The sequence below is a fragment of the Shewanella sp. 10N.286.52.A9 genome, from assembly GCF_041468985.1.
Lineage (GTDB): Bacteria > Pseudomonadota > Gammaproteobacteria > Enterobacterales > Shewanellaceae > Shewanella > Shewanella japonica.
In genome coordinates, this window is sequence record NZ_JBFRJQ010000007.1 from 386,530 (window position 1) to 405,689 (window position 19,160).

At 40.5% G+C, this 19,160-nt stretch carries 15 protein-coding genes; 9 read left to right on the top strand and 6 right to left on the bottom strand.

What is annotated here, in order from left to right:
- Window positions 1–57: 57 nt before the first annotated feature.
- From AB4128_RS07805 to rppH, 3 genes are read right to left on the bottom strand one after another with little or no spacing between them, the layout of a single operon-like run.
- The gene (locus tag AB4128_RS07805; protein ID WP_372037389.1) at window positions 58–861 is read right to left on the bottom strand and encodes a sulfite exporter TauE/SafE family protein; all 804 of its coding nucleotides are present in this window, start codon (window positions 859–861) and stop codon (window positions 58–60) included.
- A gap of 32 nt (window positions 862–893) precedes the next feature.
- On the bottom strand, window positions 894–3,128 hold the full coding sequence (gene ptsP, locus AB4128_RS07810) for a phosphoenolpyruvate--protein phosphotransferase (RefSeq protein WP_055025585.1): 2,235 nt from the start codon (window positions 3,126–3,128) through the stop codon (window positions 894–896).
- A 24-nt stretch (window positions 3,129–3,152) separates the two neighbouring features.
- Window positions 3,153–3,671, bottom strand: a complete 519-nt coding sequence (gene rppH / locus AB4128_RS07815) for an RNA pyrophosphohydrolase (RefSeq protein ID WP_055025584.1) — start codon at window positions 3,669–3,671, stop codon at window positions 3,153–3,155.
- A 730-nt stretch (window positions 3,672–4,401) separates the two neighbouring features.
- Here rppH and mutH point away from each other — a divergent pair.
- Both mutH and AB4128_RS07825 read left to right on the top strand, forming a co-directional pair.
- Window positions 4,402–5,070 carry a DNA mismatch repair endonuclease MutH gene (gene mutH / locus AB4128_RS07820; RefSeq protein ID WP_119968896.1) on the top strand — a complete coding sequence of 223 codons (669 nt, stop codon included), beginning with the start codon at window positions 4,402–4,404 and terminating at the stop codon, window positions 5,068–5,070.
- Between the two features lie 121 nt (window positions 5,071–5,191).
- On the top strand, window positions 5,192–6,265 hold the full coding sequence (locus AB4128_RS07825; RefSeq protein WP_055025583.1) for an adenylate/guanylate cyclase domain-containing protein: 1,074 nt from the start codon (window positions 5,192–5,194) through the stop codon (window positions 6,263–6,265).
- A gap of 283 nt (window positions 6,266–6,548) precedes the next feature.
- Here AB4128_RS07825 and oxyR read toward each other — a convergent pair whose 3' ends face one another.
- The 3 genes from oxyR to AB4128_RS07840 form a co-directional block, all read right to left on the bottom strand.
- Complete coding sequence (gene oxyR, locus AB4128_RS07830; protein WP_055025582.1) at window positions 6,549–7,457, bottom strand: hydrogen peroxide-inducible genes transcriptional activator OxyR; 909 nt, start codon at window positions 7,455–7,457, stop codon at window positions 6,549–6,551.
- Window positions 7,458–7,619: 162 nt separating this feature from the next.
- On the bottom strand, window positions 7,620–7,985 hold the full coding sequence (locus AB4128_RS07835; protein WP_055025581.1) for an Hpt domain-containing protein: 366 nt from the start codon (window positions 7,983–7,985) through the stop codon (window positions 7,620–7,622).
- A 179-nt stretch (window positions 7,986–8,164) separates the two neighbouring features.
- Window positions 8,165–9,100, bottom strand: a complete 936-nt coding sequence (locus AB4128_RS07840) for a TIGR01212 family radical SAM protein (RefSeq protein ID WP_372037390.1) — start codon at window positions 9,098–9,100, stop codon at window positions 8,165–8,167.
- A 516-nt stretch (window positions 9,101–9,616) separates the two neighbouring features.
- On the opposite strand from AB4128_RS07840, the gene gltB reads away from it, so the two are divergent.
- From gltB to AB4128_RS07875, 7 genes are all read left to right on the top strand, one after another.
- Entirely contained in the window at window positions 9,617–14,065 is a 4,449-nt protein-coding gene (gene gltB / locus AB4128_RS07845; protein ID WP_372037391.1) for a glutamate synthase large subunit, read from the top strand.
- Between the two features lie 5 nt (window positions 14,066–14,070).
- Window positions 14,071–15,483: an FAD-dependent oxidoreductase gene (locus AB4128_RS07850; protein WP_372037392.1), complete on the top strand. Its 1,413-nt coding sequence runs from the start codon at window positions 14,071–14,073 to the stop codon at window positions 15,481–15,483.
- A gap of 256 nt (window positions 15,484–15,739) precedes the next feature.
- On the top strand, window positions 15,740–16,432 hold the full coding sequence (locus AB4128_RS07855) for a 5'-methylthioadenosine/adenosylhomocysteine nucleosidase (protein WP_372037393.1): 693 nt from the start codon (window positions 15,740–15,742) through the stop codon (window positions 16,430–16,432).
- 44 nt (window positions 16,433–16,476) lie between these two features.
- Complete coding sequence (locus AB4128_RS07860) at window positions 16,477–17,493, top strand: cobalamin biosynthesis protein (RefSeq protein ID WP_372037394.1); 1,017 nt, start codon at window positions 16,477–16,479, stop codon at window positions 17,491–17,493.
- A gap of 68 nt (window positions 17,494–17,561) precedes the next feature.
- Window positions 17,562–17,984 carry a DUF2721 domain-containing protein gene (locus AB4128_RS07865; protein WP_080915203.1) on the top strand — a complete coding sequence of 141 codons (423 nt, stop codon included), beginning with the start codon at window positions 17,562–17,564 and terminating at the stop codon, window positions 17,982–17,984.
- Window positions 17,977–18,609 carry a trimeric intracellular cation channel family protein gene (locus AB4128_RS07870; protein ID WP_055024232.1) on the top strand — a complete coding sequence of 211 codons (633 nt, stop codon included), beginning with the start codon at window positions 17,977–17,979 and terminating at the stop codon, window positions 18,607–18,609. Before AB4128_RS07865 ends, AB4128_RS07870 begins: the two co-directional genes overlap by 8 nt.
- Before the next feature lie 42 nt (window positions 18,610–18,651).
- Window positions 18,652–19,095, top strand: a complete 444-nt coding sequence (locus AB4128_RS07875; protein ID WP_055024361.1) for a nuclear transport factor 2 family protein — start codon at window positions 18,652–18,654, stop codon at window positions 19,093–19,095.
- Window positions 19,096–19,160: the final 65 nt, after the last annotated feature.

Below are 19,160 nucleotides of genomic sequence, written 5' to 3' on the forward strand. Positions count from 1 at the left end.
AGTTTCGGTTACCTGAAGAGACAGTCTCCGATTATTGGGTAGATGATAACAAGAATTTTATGCGGTTATCGCCATTTTTAATCCAATAACCATTAATAACAGTGCAAATATCTTTTTAAGCACAGCAGTCGGCCATACGCTTGCCATTTTTACCCCTAATGGTGCGACTAACATTGAGCTGATAATGATCCCAAACAAAGCGGGTAAGTATATAAAGCCAATGGTGCCTTGGGGTAAGTCAGGTGCATTTAAGCCTGCAATGATGTATCCAGCGGTACCAGCTAGTGCAATAAGACAACCCGTTACCGAAGAAAACCCTACAGCACTGCGCATTTGAATGCCGCAATAGCTCAAAAATGGCACAAACAGTACCCCTCCACCAATACCCATTAATCCAGCAACGATAGCAATAATCGAGGAAACCAAAAATAACACGGTAAATGCAGGCATTTGCTCATTTGCTTTAGGCTTGAATGGGAACGCCATTTGTATGGCCATAAGTATCACAAATATCGAAAATGCGGTTTGTAAATCAGCAGATGGAATTTTTTCTGAAATAAACCCAGACGCTAGTGCCCCTAACATGATACCCGGCAACATGGGTTTAAATAGGTTCCATGGAACATTTCCACGTTTGTGATGAGCTAACGCAGACGAAAAAGAAGTTAAAATAATAGAGGCTAATGAGGTTGCAATAGCAACATGGGTTAACTGAGATGACTCAACACCAACCCAAGGAAGAAGATATAAAAGGGCTGGGACAATGATTAAGCCTCCGCCGATACCTAATAAGCCAGCCATGAAACCGACAAATGAGCCCAGTAACAAGCAGATTGAAAAAATCAGTAAAAGATTGTCCACAGTAAAACCTTATCCGTGTATAGCTAAATCGGCTAATGCAAAATGGCAGATAAGCCGTTTTCAGCTAAAAAGTCATTGAGTAATGTCCTGACTTGCTCCCCGTTAGAGAGTGTCAGGGCGGTATCCAAAATTTGTTCTAATGACTGTTTATCAATGCGGCGTAATAAATAATTAATTCGAGCAATACTGCCTTGGTTCATACTCAATTTGTCATAGCCCATAGCGACAAGGAGTAATGCCCCCATGGGTTCACCTGCTAGCTCTCCGCAGATACTGGCATCCAATTTATAGCGTTTACAATCAGTAATTGTCCATTTTAACGCTCTTAACACACCAGGGTGAAAGCTATCAAAAAGTGAGCTAACACTGGGGTTATTTCTATCAACGGCGAGTAAATACTGAGTTAAATCGTTACTGCCTACTGAAACAAAATCGACTCTCTTAGCCACATCTTCTAACTGAAAAAGTAACGAAGGCACTTCTAACATAACCCCAATTTTAGGTTTAGGGATTCTACGCTGTAATTCGTCTGTTAATTCTGAATAAGCTTGTTCTAGGTATAATAAAGTCCTATCAATTTCATCAAGGTTACTGACCATAGGTAGCAAAATTTGTAGCTGTGATGAGTCTACATTTGCCGTTAACATTGCCCGTAGCTGCATCAAAAATAACTCTGGATGGTCAAGGGATAATCGAATACCTCGCCAGCCAAGAAAGGGGTTATCTTCATTGATAGGAAAATAAGGTAAGGGTTTATCTCCTCCTACATCTAATGTTCTCATAACCACAGGTCTATCACGAGCAGCTGATAACACTTGTTTATACACATGAACTTGCTCAATTTCACTCGGAAATCGCTGATGTAGCATGAATGGAATTTCCGTACGATATAACCCAATCCCATCTGCACCCTCAGCCATGTCGGTACTTAACCCACTTAATAGCCCAGCATTCAGATATAACTGAATACGATGGCCGTCCGTTGTCTGAGCAGGTAATGACAATTCAGCTGAGAATTGGCGTTGCTGTTCCTGATTTTCCGAAATTAAAGTGTAATATTCACGAAGCACGGATTCTGAAGGAGAAACAAGAAGCTGACCGCTAGTCGCATTAAGAACGAGTTTTTTATCGTCAATATTCGCCGCAATGACTTGATCAACGCTGACAATGGCTGGCACGCCTAATGCACGAGCTAAAATAGCGGCATGGGCGTTAACTCCCCCAAGTTCAGTGACGATCCCTGCTAGTTTCCCACGTGGGAATTCAGCTAGTAGTGTCGCATCCACTTCTTTAGCAACTAAAATAACAGGTTTTGAAGGGGCTAAATCTAACTTATCTGGCTCTATAAGTTGGCGTAATACTTTTTGTCCGAGTTCGCGAATATCGCTAGCGCGTTCTTTTAAGTAAGGATCTTCCATTGCCATAAACTGATCAATATAGCGAATTGAAACGCGGCTAACGGCAGATTCAGCTTGCCAGCCTAAACTCACCTCTCGTATGTATTCACCACCTAAACTAGCCTCATTAAGCAAGAGTTGTAACGCTGAAAATATAGATGCTATATCATCCACGTTTTCACGGTCAAAACGCTGGGACAAGGCACTGATTGCATCTTTACAACGCTGCATTGCAGCTTTCAGTCTAAGGGTTTCTTGCTCGGTATCGCTACATTGTTGATCTGGCTGCACTAAAGATATCGCGCCGCCTAATACAAATGCATCTGCAATGGCGATCCCTTTAGATGCGCTAACCCCTTTGAAAACGACTTGTTGCTGAACATTGCTAATCGCCGCTTTGTTCTTGAGGCTACGAATGACCACCGCCAGCTGCGCTGCCAGCGTCATTAAAAAGGCTTCTTCATTCTCACTAAACTGTCGAGGCTGTGGCTGCTGAACGACAATAACTCCAACCACTTGTTTTTGAAAAATAATAGGAACAGCAAGAAACGCTCGGTACTCTTCCTCTTCGACTTCAGGGAAAAACTTAAAGCGTGGGTGTGTTTTGGCGTCGGCAAGGTTAACGGCTTCTTCTTTTTCAGCAGCTAACCCCACCAGTCCTTCAGAAAGGGGCATTTTAACAAAATTGATGGCGGCAACAGCCAAGCCGTCTGTCGCCGATAAGACAAGGTGTTGTTGCTCAAGAATATATACTGAACAGCACTGAGTTTGCATCGCTAACTTTGTTTGCGAAACCAACTGTGTCAGTGCAGACTCAAGACTGCTAGCTCCAGCAACCGCTTGAGTTATATCCCTGAGCGTGTTTAACACGATTTTATCCCCTATCAGTTTACATTAATTACGGTGTCGCCCTCGTTTGCGATTAGGCTCACGTCCTTGAAACGCTAAAGTGGTGAATGCAAACTCTTTCATAACCTTACGATAAACATCTCGTTTGAAAGAAACAACTTGCCTTACTGGGTACCAATAACTCACCCAACGCCAGTCATCAAACTCAGGGTGTCCACAGGAGTTCAAATTAATACTGTCATCGCTATCTTTAAGCTGTAATAAGTACCACTTTTGCTTTTGACCAATACAAATAGGTTTACTTTCTTGTCTAATCAATCTTTTTGGTAAACGGTATCTTAACCATGAGCGTGTTGACGTTAAAATTTGTACATTTTCCGGCTTTAAACCAACTTCTTCATACAATTCACGGTACATAGCTTGTTCAGGACTTTCTCCGTCATCAACGCCACCTTGTGGAAACTGCCATGAATGTTGTCCAAACCGTCTGGCCCACATAACTTGACCAAATTTGTTACAGATTATAATGCCCACATTTGCGCGAAAGCCGTCGCTATCAATCACATGGACTCCAATGTCACTACAAATTAATGATTAGATTGTTTCATAAAGCACGGCTACGGGCAATCAACTAATAACGGCATAACTTGGGATAAAATTTAAGAATTATTACTTTTATCAACAGAAGAAAAAAATATTAATGCACATTATCCACAAAATCTGTGGATATCTCTGTTCGAAACTCACTAATAACAGTAAAACCTACATTAAAGAACATAAGCTACCGCATAATAAAAAAGTCAAATAACTACAATAAGACCATAAAATTCAATAGCATAAACTAAAGGCGAGACAAACTACAGTTATCCTAGATGACCAAAGGTCACTTTTTAACCAGGGAAATTACTTATTAATAAATTCATTTTATGGGTTTTAAGTTATACACAAAAAACAAGAGTTTTATTTCATTAATATTAAAATAAAGCTATTTTTAAGCATTGACGAACAAAAAATTATCCGTTAAGTGATACTTTTTTAAAGTTATCCATCAAATCTGTGGATAACTATGTGTGAAATAGTAGAGCAAAAGGAGAGTAACTTAATAAATTGGTAAAACAGATTGACCAATTTAAACAAAAAAACTTATTAATCAGTATATTGGGATTATTTTACACAGTGAATAACTTTCAACAAAATCGCTGCGCAATTAATGACCAGTAACAATAGATGCGTAAAAACTGCCAAACAAGTAAACTTATAATGACCAAGCCTATTTAGGGGAAAGTAAGCAATAATGATGAATAGCCAGCCAAATTCCATCGCAGAATTAATGCAAAGAGCCAATGATATGGCCGGTGTCTCATTAGGAGATATTGCAAATGAGCATCAACTCAATGTACCTGATAATTTGAAGAGAGATAAAGGCTGGATTGGTCAATTGATTGAGATGGAACTCGGCGCTACAGCAGGTTCTAAACCCCAGCAAGATTTTTTGCACTTAGGAGTCGAACTTAAAACCATTCCCATAGACCAATCTGGTCGCCCTATTGAAACAACTTATGTCACAGTTGCACCGTTAACAAATATCCAGGGCCTTACATGGGAAAACAGTGTCGTATTTCATAAGCTACAACAAGTCTTATGGATACCAGTACAAGGTGATCGAAGTATTCCGGTAGCAAACAGAAAAATAGGCACCCCTGTACTATGGAGCCCAAACCCTGAACAGTTAACCGCGTTACAACAAGACTGGGAAGAGATAATGGAGATGATTGCATTAGGGCAAGTTGAAAAAGTAACAGCTCGACACGGAGAAGTATTACAACTAAGACCTAAGGCTGCAAATAGTCACTCATTAACTGAATCAATTGCAGAAAATGGCTTAATTAAACTATCTAATCCAAGAGGTTTTTATTTAAAGATCAATTTCACCCACCAAATACTAACAAATGCGTTTGGATAACATTACAATAAATCAACATTCATAATCTATTTTGAAAGTTATTAGAATACCACTATGACAAGTAGGGTAATTTTCTATAAACTAGCCTGTCTCAAAATATCAACGGATCAGATATAAACCAGTGAAAGCACGTCGACAGACGAGAAAGCTATTATTTGCGATATTAGCATGGTGTTTAGCCATGGGCGCATTTGTCTTTTTTCGTTATTCACAAGCCCCTGAACTCCCCCAATGGGCTATGGGAAAATCAGACCTTGCCACATTAGCCATCTTCATGGGTTTTGTGTTTGGTTGTCTGCATTGGATGTCGAATTTAATCGCTGACTTTAGTGCAATCAGTCGTTTACCCTATATCTTCTCAGTTATTTTTAAAGGCTTGTTTCTACTGTTAGGCGCAATGACGCTTGCCTATGTTACCCAATTCCTCAATATGTGGGCTATTGAAAATCATCTTGTCACGCTAAGACAAATGCTCACAGCGCACATCCTTTATAGTCCTTCTTTTCAAGCATTAATCATATATCTAGTCGCTGTACGTGTAGGCCTTGCCTTTATCGAACAAATGGCACTACTTGTGGGCCCTCGAGTATTGATGAACATTGGCTTAGGTAAGTACCATCAGCCAAGATATGAACATCGACTATTCCTCTTTGTTGATATGGTATCTTCAACTGCCCACGCTGAAACACTAGGCGACTATCGCTTTAGTCGATTAATTCAAGACAGTTTTAGTATGCTGGCTGATACAGTAACTGATAATGATGCTGAAATTTATCGCTATATGGGTGATGCAGTTTTGATTCATTGGCCTCTTGAAGATGGGATCAAACAAGATCGCTGTATGAATATTTACTACGAATTTAGCCAACAACTTAACTGGCATCGACCTTACTTTGAAGAACACTATGGCTTTGTGCCTAAATTTAAAGCGGCAGCTCATTGCGGCCAAGTTGTTGCTGCTGTGGTTGGTGTTCAAAAGCAAGAAATTAGCTTTTTCAGTGATGTGTTAAATACCTTGGCAAGACTACAAGACCAATGTAACCCGCTAGGTCAAAGAATGCTTATTTCAGGGGAAGTTGCACACCGCCTAGAAAGACAAGATAGTCGATTTGAGTTATCAGATTTAGGCGCTATGAAGCTCAAAGGCAAAAAGCATGAAATTGAAGTGTATGGTGTGAGCCCTAAAAAGCCCTAAACAAGCAACTTAAGGAATATAATTGAATATCCCTAGTTAGCGCCTCTTGCCTATGCTCCTCCAGTTCACCTTAGCTTACTCAAAAGTACTAAGCGCGCCTTATAAACTTCTTATTCCTGTTGATTTTCCCAGATAAAAAGTAAACCCGTTAGCTACGATGTAAAACGGGTTCGAACGGAACAATCATGGTTTGTAAGAAGCAAGTACCTCTCTACCCGCTTCTTACCGATAACAAGGTATTTATCTAGATGAACTTGCTAATAAACTCCCTTTCAACAACAGGCTACTCAGGTTTAGCAAGTAAGTTCTCTAGCATTAAGCCTAATGTTCTGAATGTGGCGATTCTGCTAGTTGTTTGACGCCACACCAAGCCGATATCTCGATAAGGGCTTTCACCTGGCGGGTTCATTATATTCAACTCAGTATCTTTTAAGATCCCAGCATCAATTGCCATTTGTGGTAAGAATGTGGTACCTAATTTGCTATCAACCATTTGAACTAATGTATGTAGACTGGTCGCAGCAAAAGGATTAATTTTGGCACTATTACCTAACTGACAAGCAGTAATAGCATGACCAGTAATACAGTGCTCACTTTGCAGTAAGAAAATACTTTCATCTGGCATTTTTTGATAATCAATTGGGTTTATTATCCCACCCGATAACTCTTCATGAACGACCATTTTAAAAGGATCAATACCCACTTTCATACTGTGAAATCCAGTAGTATCTACCGGTAATGCAAGTATCAATAAATCCAGCTCCCCTTTTCCTAATGAGTCTAATAAGCTGTCGGTAGTGTCTTCTTTTAGCAATAAACTCAATTGTGGATAATCTTGCTGACATTGCTTTACTACACGGCTTAATAAGAAAGGTGCAATAGTTGGAATACAACCTAAGCGGATCTCTCCAGTCATAGGCTCACCCTGGTTTTTAACCAATTCAACTAAGTCATCAACATCAGTAAGCAGCTTTCTCGCTCTTTCAACAACTTCCTCACCTATTGCTGTGAACATAAATGATTTATGATCTCGCTCGATTAATTGGTAGCCCAGTTGCTCTTCAAGATTTTGAATGCCACTCGATAGAGTAGATTGACTAACAAAGCATGACTTAGCAGCTCGGTTAAAATTTTGCTCTTGGTGCAAGTTAACCAAATAGAATAGGTTTTTTAAACTCGGTAGGTTTTTCATTTAATCGATTACCCTAAGAAGATTTCATTTAAATAATGAATTAAGTCACAACAAATAACAATCACAGCTGCACGATCCATAGCTCAATTTTACTATTCTCAAAAAAAAGACCAAAAAAAAGCCCCTTGCGGGACTTTTAATGTCGCTATAAACCAGCAGTGATTATGCTTTGGCTTCTAGGAATGCTTTTAATTGCTGTAAATCTGAACCAGCATGCTCAACAATTTCAGCTAACCAAGCGTTGTGCTCAGCTTCCCATGATGACTCTTCACCATGCTGCAGTTTTTGTGCAAACTGCTGAATGCGCTTCAAACCAACTGAACCAGCAGCGCCTTTAAATTTATGAGCTTCTGCGCATAATGTATCTTTATCATTCACATCATTTGCTTTAACTAAACTACCTACATACTCAGGCATTAATTGCTCAAATAACACGACACTTTTTAATAAAGTACCTGCACCAATAGCACTACAATATTGCTCTAAAGTATTGAGATCTAAAATAGACTCTAGCTGGACTGTGGCCATTGTGGCACCTCTTTCTAATTTATTTCTGTAAAATTGGAATTTATAATACTCGCAATAATCGCCTATGCAACAACTCAGCGCTTTTCAAGTCCAATTTTCGTAAACTAATTACATGGTTTTAACAAAAAATTAAAATCCGCCCATATAAATCACTGCAAAACATGCAAACTGGTTACTTTTTACACTGTTCCGCCGATAACATAATGCCCTTGTCCGCCATTCTCGGCTAAGTTTTTGACAATTGCTACTAAGCCATCCCAACGAAAAGCACACCACTCTGGAGCAAGTAACATCGGTTTTTTAGCATATGCTGTGACTCTATGAAAAATTATCTCTTTTGGAGTATGTCTAATTAACTCACTCGCGTAGTGAGCATAATCTTCCAGACTCAATAAAGGCATTCCTTTATGTCGCCAAGCCTTAGCCATGACACTTCCTTCAACAATATGTAATGGATGTAATTTTATACCATCAACACCTGTTGATATAACTTGCGTTAAACTGGAAAGGTTATCTTCAAAAGTCTCGTCAGGTAACCCAAGAATCAAATGAGCACAGACTTTAATACCACGTTTTCTTGCTCTTATAACAGTGTCTTTATAACTATCAAAATCATGGCCGCGGTTAATTTTTTTTAAAGTTCCATTATTCGCGGTTTGTAAACCAAGCTCTAACCAGACTTCAATTCCTTTATCTTGATAGCTGACAAGTAAGTCCAATATATCATCTGGTACGCAGTCTGGACGGGTACCAATATGTAATCCAACAATGTCGGCATCTTTTATCGCTTCGTCATACTTTTGCTTTAACACCTGATACTCATCGTAAGTACTAGTATAAGCTTGGAAGTATGCTATATATTTAGAGGTAGAAGCGGGTGCATTTGCTAATACTGAACGTTGCTTACCTTGGCTCAGTTGTTCTGAGATGCTGGCCTCAGTCCCTTGCTCATAACTAAACGAAGAAACATTACAGAATGTACAGCCGCCTTTACCAAGGGTGCCATCTCTGTTTGGGCAAGTGAATTTGGCATCGATAGTCAGCTTTCTGATCCGTCCACCGTATTGCTGTTTACATACAGCACCAAATGTATTCACGTAATCATCTAAACCCACTGCCAATCCTCAATTTTCAAAAAGTGGCCGATGATATACAGCTTAAAGAGTAAATACTTGGTGCTATATCAAGAAATGATGAATTAATGCGATTATATTTCAACCAATGTCAGTACAACTTCACAAATGGTTAATTTGATTAATTTAAAATCAACTATCAAAGTGAATAAATACGCAAATTAAATAAATAGTTCACTGCAACTGTGCTTGAAAATAAATTCACTATTTATAAAACTAAATCAATTAGACTAAAGTGTTAACAAAAAGTAAAATCAAAAAGCCGACTTTTTTAAAATTCTTTTTATTCATAAGGTTATACGAACAAAAATACAGTTTACGTTAACGTAAGGCTGGTTTTTTTTAACATCTGTAATAGACATAACAATTCATTTTGTTGAGTAATTTAAGTTTGACCTTTATTCATTATCGGGCTAATTTGAGTGGTTCGGGTGCATATCTATGAGAACTTCTCCGCATTATCCGAGTCGTATTAAGTTAGGTTTAGGGAGTTTTTGTATGAGCTTATATCATCCCAGCTTTGAGCGGGACAATTGTGGTTTCGGCTTAATAGCCCAAATGGATGGCGATGCTAGCCATCGTATTGTCCGTACTGCTATTCACGGTTTAGACAGAATGAAACACCGTGGCGGTATTGCATCGGATGGTCGCACAGGTGATGGCTGTGGACTATTAATGTCGATGCCAAAAGACTTTTTTGCTGCTGTAGCAACAGAAAATGATTGGCATCTAAGTCGTAAATTTGCTGTTGGTATGCTGTTTCTTAGCCAAGACCCAGTTAAAGCTGAAGCGTCTAAAGCTATATTAGAAAAAGAACTACAACGTGAAACATTAAGTGTTGCAGGCTGGAGAAAGGTACCAGTCAATCCTGACGTGCTCGGCGAAATTGGTCGCAAGAGCTTACCAGAGATCTACCAAGTATTAATTAACGCCCCTGTTGGCTGGCGTGAAAAAGACTTAGAACGTCGTCTATATATGGCTAGACGCCGACTTGAGCAACAAATTGTCGATGACAAGGATTTTTATGTCGCGAGTCTGTCAGGACAAGTCATCGTCTATAAAGGCTTAATGATGCCTGCAGATCTGCCGTCTTTTTATACCGATCTTGCTGATATTCGTCTTAAAAGTACGATTTGTCTTTTCCACCAGCGCTTTTCAACTAATACATCACCTAAATGGCCACTTGCACAACCATTTAGATTCTTAGCTCATAATGGCGAAATCAATACCATTACTGGCAACCGCCAATGGGCTCGTGCGCGTGCTTATAAGTTTAACTCGCCACTATTACCTGACTTACAACAAGCCGCACCTTTTGTGAATGAAACGGGTTCTGACTCCTCTTCATTAGACAACATGCTAGAAATGCTATTATCTGGTGGCATGGATTTATATCGTGCGATGCGCTTATTGATTCCACCTGCATGGCAAAGTAATCCTGAAATGGATGACGAGTTAAAAGCATTTTACGATTTCAACTCAATGCATATGGAGCCTTGGGACGGACCTGCAGGTATCGTGATGAGTAATGGTCGTCATGCTGCCTGTGCCGTCGATCGTAACGGTCTGCGTCCATCTCGCTATGTGATTACTAAAGACAGAATTCTAACCTTGGCATCAGAAGTCGGCATTTGGGATTACTCAGCTGATGAGGTTGTAGAAAAAGGTCGTGTTGGTCCAGGTGAACTATTAGTCCTAGATACGATGAACGGCCGTTTATATTCATCATTTGAAATTGATAATGATTTAAAACGTCGCCATCCATACAAAGAGTGGATGGCTAAAAATAGTCAAACTCTTATCCCTGCAAATCAAATTGAAGCAGCTCAACAAGGCGCTAGTCAGTTTACACCTGAAGTATTGCTTCAATATCAAAAGCAGTTTGGATATAGCCGAGAAGAGCTCGAACAAGTCATTTGGATATTGGCATCAAAAGGCGAAGAAGCAACCGGCTCAATGGGTGACGATACCCCAATGGCTGTATTGTCTAAGAAGTCTCGTTCTTTATATGACTATTTCCGTCAAAAGTTTGCCCAGGTAACTAACCCACCAATAGATCCTCTACGTGAAAAACACGTAATGTCATTAACCACTTGTGTGGGGCGTGAGCAAAACCTATTTTGCGAGACTACAGGTGTTGCTTATCGAGTGATGTTTGACTCACCTGTGCTGCTATTCAGTGATTTCAACCAATTATTAGGCCTAGATAGTTCTTACTACCGAGCAAACACCGTTGATTTAAATTACGATGCACACGAAAGCTTACAGCAAGCCATTGAACGTGTAACAGATGATGCTGAGCGCTTGGCAAGAAGCGGAACAACGCTACTTATTTTATCTGACAGAGCCACTGCTAAAAATGTACAAGTCATTCCAGCAGCTATGGCTGTTGGCGCAGTGCAGCAACGCTTAGTTGATAAGAGCTTACGCTGCGATACTAACATCATTGTTGAAACGGCTTCGGCTCGTGACCCACATCATTTTGCTGTGTTACTTGGTTTTGGTGCGACCGCTATTTACCCATATCTAGCATATGAATCTATTTCAGCGATGGCGAAAAAGAACCAAGTTGAAGATGATAGTTTATTGATGCTGAACTTCCGTCAAGGCATCGAAAAAGGCCTTCGTAAGATTATGTCCAAAATGGGCATCAGTACTGTAGGTTCTTACCGTTGCAGCCAACAATTCGAAGCTATTGGTTTGTCATCTGAAGTGATTGAATTATGTTTCAAAGGTGTCATAAGCCGTATCGAAGGGGCAAGCTTTGAGCATTTAGCTGCAGATCAAAAAGCACTTCATAAAGCGGCCTACCGTGCCCATGTGCCATTACCACAAGGTGGCTTACTGAAATATGTTGAGGGCGGCGAGTACCATAGCTTTAACCCTGATGTGGTTAATACACTTCAACAAAGCTTAAAAGATAAAGATTATCCAAAATATAAAAAGTTTGCAGAGCTCGTTGATGATCGACCAATCGCGACATTAAGAGATCTAATTGGTGTTAAAGGTGACAAAGCTGCAATCGATGCTGCAAGCGTTGAAGGTGCTGAGCACTTATTCCCGCGCTTTGATAGTGCAGCAATGAGTATTGGTGCTTTAAGTCCTGAAGCACATGAAGCACTAGCTGTAGCAATGAACCGTCTAGGCGGACGCTCTAACTCTGGTGAAGGTGGAGAAGATCCTAGTCGTTTTAATAGCGAACGTAATTCAGCAATCAAACAAATTGCATCCGGTCGTTTTGGTGTGACAGCTCATTACTTAGTGAATGCTGATGTATTGCAAATTAAAGTGGCACAAGGCGCTAAACCAGGTGAAGGTGGACAACTTCCTGGTCATAAAGTCAGTGTAGAAATCGCTGGTCTGCGCCATGCAAGACCAGGGGTTACGTTGATTTCACCGCCTCCACACCATGATATTTACTCAATTGAAGATTTAGCCCAGCTTATTTTCGATTTAAAGCAAATCAATCCAAGAGCATTAGTTTCAGTCAAGCTCGTTTCAGAGCCGGGTGTAGGCACAATTGCGACGGGTGTAGCCAAAGCTTACGCAGACATGATTACCATCTCTGGTTATGACGGTGGTACTGGTGCTAGTCCAATTACGTCAGTTAAATATGCAGGTTCTCCTTGGGAATTAGGCTTAGCAGAAGTGCATCAAGCACTTGTAGAAAACGGATTGCGTCACAAGATCCGCCTACAAGTTGATGGCGGCTTAAAAACAGGTATGGACATCATCAAGGCTGCGTTATTAGGTGCTGAAAGCTTTGGTTTTGGTACTGTGCCAATGATTGCGCTTGGGTGTAAGTATTTACGAATTTGTCATTTAAATAACTGTGCAACAGGTGTGGCAACACAGGATAAAAACCTACGTGACAACCATTATCACGGGTTACCTGAGCGCGTAATGACATATTTCGAGTTTGTTGCTGAAGAGGTTCGTGAATGGATGGCAAAGCTTGGTGTTGCAAAGTTTGAAGATCTCGTCGGTCGAACCGACTGGTTATATGCCCTTGAAGGTCAAACAGCCAAGCAACTAGGATTAGATTTAGCCCCTATTCTTTATCAACCTAAAGTCCCAGCTGGCACCGATATTACTTGGAAAGAGCTTAATCCACCGGATGACAAAGGTGACTTAAACCTACAAATTGTTGCCGATAGCAGTCAAGCGGTACTTGAAGGCTCAAGTTTCACTAAACAGTACAATATTAATAATACCGATCGTTCAGTAGGCGCCTCATTATCAGGCTTTATTGCAACGAACATTGGCCTTAAGGGCGCTAAAGCTCCGTTATCACTGCAGTTTAACGGTAGTGCGGGTCAGAGTTTTGGCGTATGGAATAGCCCAGGACTGAATCTCACATTGATTGGTGATGCCAACGACTATGTTGGTAAAGGTATGTCAGGTGGTGAAATTATTATTCATCCACCAGTGGGTAGCCCATTTGAAAGTGAAGAAAGTGCCATTATGGGTAACACCTGTTTGTATGGTGCAACAGGCGGACGTGTTTATGCAGCTGGTCAAGCAGGTGAACGTTTCGCTGTTCGTAACTCTGGCGCTATCGCGGTGGTTGAAGGTGTGGGTGACAACGGCTGTGAATACATGACTGGCGGTATTGTAGTGGTATTAGGTCAAACTGGGGTTAACTTTGGTGCCGGTATGACTGGCGGTTTTGCCTATATATTTGACCGTTTCAATCACTTTAGTCGTCGCGTTAATAACGAACTCGTCGATACTCAAAAATTAGAATCGTCAATCCAGCAGCAACACTTAAAAGAACTGATTGAAGCCCATGTTGCTGCAACAGGAAGTGAGCATGCCAAGATGATCTTAAGTGATTTCGAAAACTGGTTAGACTGTTTTGTTTTAGTTAAGCCTAAGAATATTGCCGTTGCCGACTTGCTGAAAATAGAGCAAAAGAGCCCGGAACTAGCTGTTAAGGCGGGGTAATTTAGATGAGTAATGATTTTCAATTTATTGAGGTAGATCGTAAAGATCCCACTAAACACTCTGCAGCAGAGCGTTCGACACAGTTTATCGAAATTTATCAGCCTTTTTCTCAGCCCCAAGTGGCAGAGCAAGCTGATCGCTGTTTAGATTGTGGTAACCCATATTGTGAATGGAAGTGCCCTCTTCACAATTATATTCCTAATTGGCTTAAGTTAGCTGAACAAGGGCGTATCCTTGAAGCGGCAGACTTAGTCCACGAAACCAATACGCTACCAGAAATTTGTGGTCGAGTGTGTCCGCAAGACCGCCTATGTGAAGGTGCTTGTACCCTTAACGATGACTTTGGTGCTGTCACTATTGGTAATGTTGAAAAGTACATTACTGATACCGCAATTAGCCAAGGATGGCGACCAGATATGAGCAAGGTTACTCCACGTAAAGAACGTGTAGCAATCATTGGCGCTGGTCCTGCTGGTTTAGGTTGTGCAGATATTTTAAGTCGAAATGGTGTTAAAGCTGTTGTATACGACAAATATCCACAAATTGGTGGCTTGCTTACCTACGGTATTCCAGCCTTTAAATTAGATAAAGATGTCATGCAGACTCGCCGAGGTGTTCTTGAAGGAATGGGAATCGAGTTCAAGATGGGCGTTACTGTAGGAAAAGACATCCCATTCCAAACCCTATTAGATGAATACGATGCAGTATTCTTAGGTATGGGCACATATACGGCAATGAAAGCACGTCTTCCGGGAGAAGACAGTGAAGGTGTTATTCAAGCCTTACCGTATCTTATTGGTAACACCCATGAGTTAATGGGAACCCAATGCACAGAAAATCCATATCAAAGCCTTGAAGGCAAGAATGTGGTTGTACTAGGTGGTGGTGACACTGCCATGGATTGTGTCCGCACAGCCGTTCGCCAAGGCGCTAAAAACGTCACTTGTGCATACCGTCGTGATGAAGCCAATATGCCAGGTTCACGCCGTGAAGTACAAAATGCTCGTGAAGAAGGGGTAAACTTCTTATTTAATCGCCAACCTGTCGCGATTAAAGAACAAGATGGTGTTGTAACTGGAATTGAATGTGTCGAAACCCAAATGGGCGCTGCAGATGAATCTGGACGTCAAAAAGCAGAAATCATTCCAGGTAGTGAACAAGTACTGGAAGCTGATGCCATTATTATTGCGTTTGGCTTCCAAGCAAGCCCTGCCCCTTGGTTTAAAGACTACGGTATTGAAACCAATGAATGGGGATTAGTGAAAGCGAGTAAGTTTGATGATAATCCGTTCCAAACCACAAATCCGAAAGTCTTTGCCGGTGGTGATATGGTTCGAGGTTCAGATCTTGTGGTAACAGCCATTGCTGAAGGTCGTGATGCGGCCCAAGGAATACTTAACGCTTTTGAAGATGCTTAAACAAAAACACATCATGTTTTAATGTGTTAATCCACCTAAAACACACTAAAAAGCGCATTGAGAAATGCGCTTTTTTATTAGAAATAATTTACCTATATCACTTCTGCAAATTTCATTTATGCTATATTAGCCCCCATTAAGTTCCGCTTAACCTTGTTCGAACCATTGACGGTCTTCCTTAGCAAATTTAAGCCTTTTATCCTTTTGCCAATTCTCATTTAACATTGGCCTAATTACACATACTGAGAGTTTAATTATGAAAATCGCTATTATCGGCGCCATGGAACCAGAAGTTGCTCATTTAATTGAGACAATGACAGATCCAGTTCACTCAACTGTTGCTGGAATCGAATTTGTTGAAGGTCAATTATCGGGACAAAACGTCGTCGTTACTCGTTCAGGTATCGGTAAAGTGGCTGCCAGTATTGCAACGACACTAGTGATTAATAACTTTAAGGTTGATGCCGTTATCAATACAGGCTCAGCAGGTGGTTTTGTCGACAGCTTAAATATTGGCGATATTGTCATTTCATCAGAAGTACGTCATCACGATGTAGACGTTACCGCATTTGGATACGAAATTGGCCAAATGGCCTCTCAACCAGCCGCTTTCATTCCTGATGAAAAGTTAGTTAATGCCGCTAAATCTGCAATTTCATCCCTAGGTGAAGCACAAGTGATTGAAGGGTTAATTGCGACTGGTGACAGCTTTATTTGCGATCCTGAACGCACTAAAGTCATGTTAAAGAATTTCCCGACAATGGCAGCATGTGAAATGGAAGCGGCGGCGATTGCACAGGTTTGTCATCAATTTAACGTGCCATTTGTCGTGATTCGTTCATTATCAGACAATGCAAATAATGACTCACCTGTTGATTTTGACTCTTATATTGTTAAAGCAGGCCATTACTCAGCGCTAATGGTTATCGCATTATTAAAACAACTATAATTGTCTTGTAGCAATTCATTGTTAGCATATCTGGGTGAAGATGAATGTTTGATAGCATAATCACTGATAACACGTTTTATGAACAACTGCTTCGCTCAGATGGCAACTTACTAAAAAGCTGCTTGGTGCTCTTTATGGCGCTGCTAATTTCAAGAGTTGCGCCTTTATCTCGCCAACTACATCCTATTGTGTGGTTTCATCAATTTGCTTTACTACTCAGTAAAAAAGTAAACCATCCGCAGCGTTCAGCTCAGCAGCAATTAATTGCTGGAATAATGGCTACCACGCTATTAGTTATACCGATTTGGTTTATTATTTACTTTATTCTTTCTTTAGCTGCTTACCCTTGGTTTTTTGACTTTCTCGTGCTGTATTTCTGTATCAGTGACGCTGGATTTAAACCCGTTGCAAAAGATGTCATTAGCGCACTAGAGCACGGACAAAAAGGCTTAGCTAAAACTTACCTTTCCCCTTGGTTAATGCAAAATACAGCCAGTTTATCTGAAATGGGGATATGTAAAGCCACAATAGAACGGTTGCTGATAACCCCAAGTTACGGCACTGTCGCAACAATTTTGTTCTATGCGTTAGGTGGTACTCCGTTAGTATTGTTACTGCATTTATTCAAACAACTTGAACACTGTTGGCCTAATTACGTTCCGCAGTACCGTTACTTTGGTGCAACAGTATACTGGATTAACCGTATCGCATTTGCTGTTCCTCAGTGGTTATGGAACCTAACATTAGTCCTTCAGGGCGGCCTTAGTAATCTTGGCGCGATGTTTAAAAAATCAAAGAACATTCAAGGCGTGTATGGCGCTTCTAGCTTGTATCTTGGCGCAAAGATCCTGCAAATTGAACTTGGTGGTCCCCAAAAGATGACGATAGGAAATACTGAATATCGTGTCAGTATTACTAAGATTAACCCATCAAGAGTGCCTACCACTGCAGATGTCCGTAATGCAATTAGCTTAACGACTTGGGCTGTCACTTTTTGGTTATCTTTTACCATCGCTATTCCTATTTTATGGACCGCATTAAGGTGGGTTCAATCAATGTAATTTTTAGCGAAAAAGCGTTATCATATCGGACTTAGACGTGCTTTAGCACTATTTAGAGGCAAACCTTTTTGTTAGATAACATCCAAATTTCGTTAACAACACCCGGCTTATTATTTCCTGCAATTTCATTATTGTTGTTAGCCTATACCAACCGTTTTTTTTCACTTGCTGCACTGATCCGCAGCCTGAGTGCCTCAGGCAAGCCTGTTGATAACGAGCAAATTAAAAATTTACGCCAACGCATCAGTATCATTAGACGCATGCAAGAAGCGGGGGTTGTAAGTTTTGCTATCTGTGTGATCAGCATGATTTTCATTTATTTAGGTTTCTTCCATACAGGCTCTATTGTTTTTGGCGTTAGCTTATTGTTCTTGCTTTATTCTTTAATCTTATCGGTTATCGAAATCCGTATATCCGTGGATGCATTGAATATCCATATTGAAGAATTTAGCCAAAAGCAACGTGCAAGTTCAGAGCGAAACCATGATTAACATAGAGTGGATATACCTATTCGACTTATGTGGAACTGCTGTTTTCGCCCTTTCTGGCGCTCTTGCAGCAGGTAAACACCGTATGGATCCTTTTGGCGTTATTGTTCTCGCATCTGTTACCGCTGTTGGTGGAGGTAGCATTCGAGATGCGATAACTGGCTCAACACCGGTTTTTTGGATTACTGATTCTAATTACATCATTGTTATTCTTGCGACAGTACTTGCATGTTTTATTTTCGTTAGAAAGCCCCATAAGCTCCCTACTCTTACTTTGCCTGTCGCTGATGCACTTGGATTAGCACTGTTTACCGTTATCGGTGCAGAGAAAGCCTTAATGCTCGGATTATCCGGTATGTCTGCAGTGATAATGGGATTAATTACAGGCGTTGGCGGCGGTATAATTCGTGATTTATTATGTCGCCAAGTCCCTATGGTTTTAAGAACTGAAATCTATGCGACTGCATCAATTGTAGGCGGGATTTGTTATACCTTGAGTATTGAAGTCGGAATGGATAGCATTGACGCATTATTTTTTGCAATGTTTAGCACCTTAATTATTCGCCTAAGTGCTATTCGCTGGCATTTGTCTTTACCTGCATTTGATTTAAAAAGTAAGAGGCCCTGAGTGCGATTAATTGGTTTACTATGTAGTGCGTATCTTTTTTTGATGAGCTTTTCATCACAAGCCGCTGTCGGCGAGATGCCAAAAGTACAACAATTAGCAGTGCAATATATTCAAGCATTAACCGATCATGACTATCGTCAGTTAAGGCGTTTTTATAATCGTGATAGTGTTTTTTACGATAAAACGGCTAACGTCACTTACACTGGTGGTCGACATATCATTGAGTTTTTAGAGCGTGCTCACGAAGGTGTATTAGAGTATCGTTTCAATATCGAGCATATGTTCAATACTGGCTCATTGGTTGTCCTAATTGGTAATTATCACTTACGTGGTCCAGGTGATCAATTTGGCAAACCAGGTAAAATAATTGAAATAGCAGTGCCTGGAGTTACCACGCTTAAATTTGATTTGAATACTGAAAGGATGACAGAACAAGTTGATTTAATGGACTACCAAACGATGTCTGATCAATTACAATCACAGTAGCCACAGGGTTTATTGGCAGCAAGACATAAAAAAACGACTCATTTGAGTCGTTTTTTAGTTTAACG

What these genes read in the sequence shown, in the direction of transcription:
- AB4128_RS07875 (WP_055024361.1), top strand. Translation starts at nt 18,652, where the DNA reads ATGAGCTTTTCATCACAAGCCGCTGTCGGCGAGATGCCAAAAGTACAA.
- AB4128_RS07860 (WP_372037394.1), top strand. Translation starts at nt 16,477, where the DNA reads ATGTTTGATAGCATAATCACTGATAACACGTTTTATGAACAACTGCTT.
- gltB (WP_372037391.1), top strand. Translation starts at nt 9,617, where the DNA reads ATGAGCTTATATCATCCCAGCTTTGAGCGGGACAATTGTGGTTTCGGC.
- AB4128_RS07835 (WP_055025581.1), bottom strand. Translation starts at nt 7,985, where the DNA reads ATGGCCACAGTCCAGCTAGAGTCTATTTTAGATCTCAATACTTTAGAG.
- AB4128_RS07855 (WP_372037393.1), top strand. Translation starts at nt 15,740, where the DNA reads ATGAAAATCGCTATTATCGGCGCCATGGAACCAGAAGTTGCTCATTTA.
- AB4128_RS07850 (WP_372037392.1), top strand. Translation starts at nt 14,071, where the DNA reads ATGAGTAATGATTTTCAATTTATTGAGGTAGATCGTAAAGATCCCACT.
- mutH (WP_119968896.1), top strand. Translation starts at nt 4,402, where the DNA reads ATGATGAATAGCCAGCCAAATTCCATCGCAGAATTAATGCAAAGAGCC.
- oxyR (WP_055025582.1), bottom strand. Translation starts at nt 7,457, where the DNA reads ATGAAAAACCTACCGAGTTTAAAAAACCTATTCTATTTGGTTAACTTG.
- AB4128_RS07870 (WP_055024232.1), top strand. Translation starts at nt 17,977, where the DNA reads ATGATTAACATAGAGTGGATATACCTATTCGACTTATGTGGAACTGCT.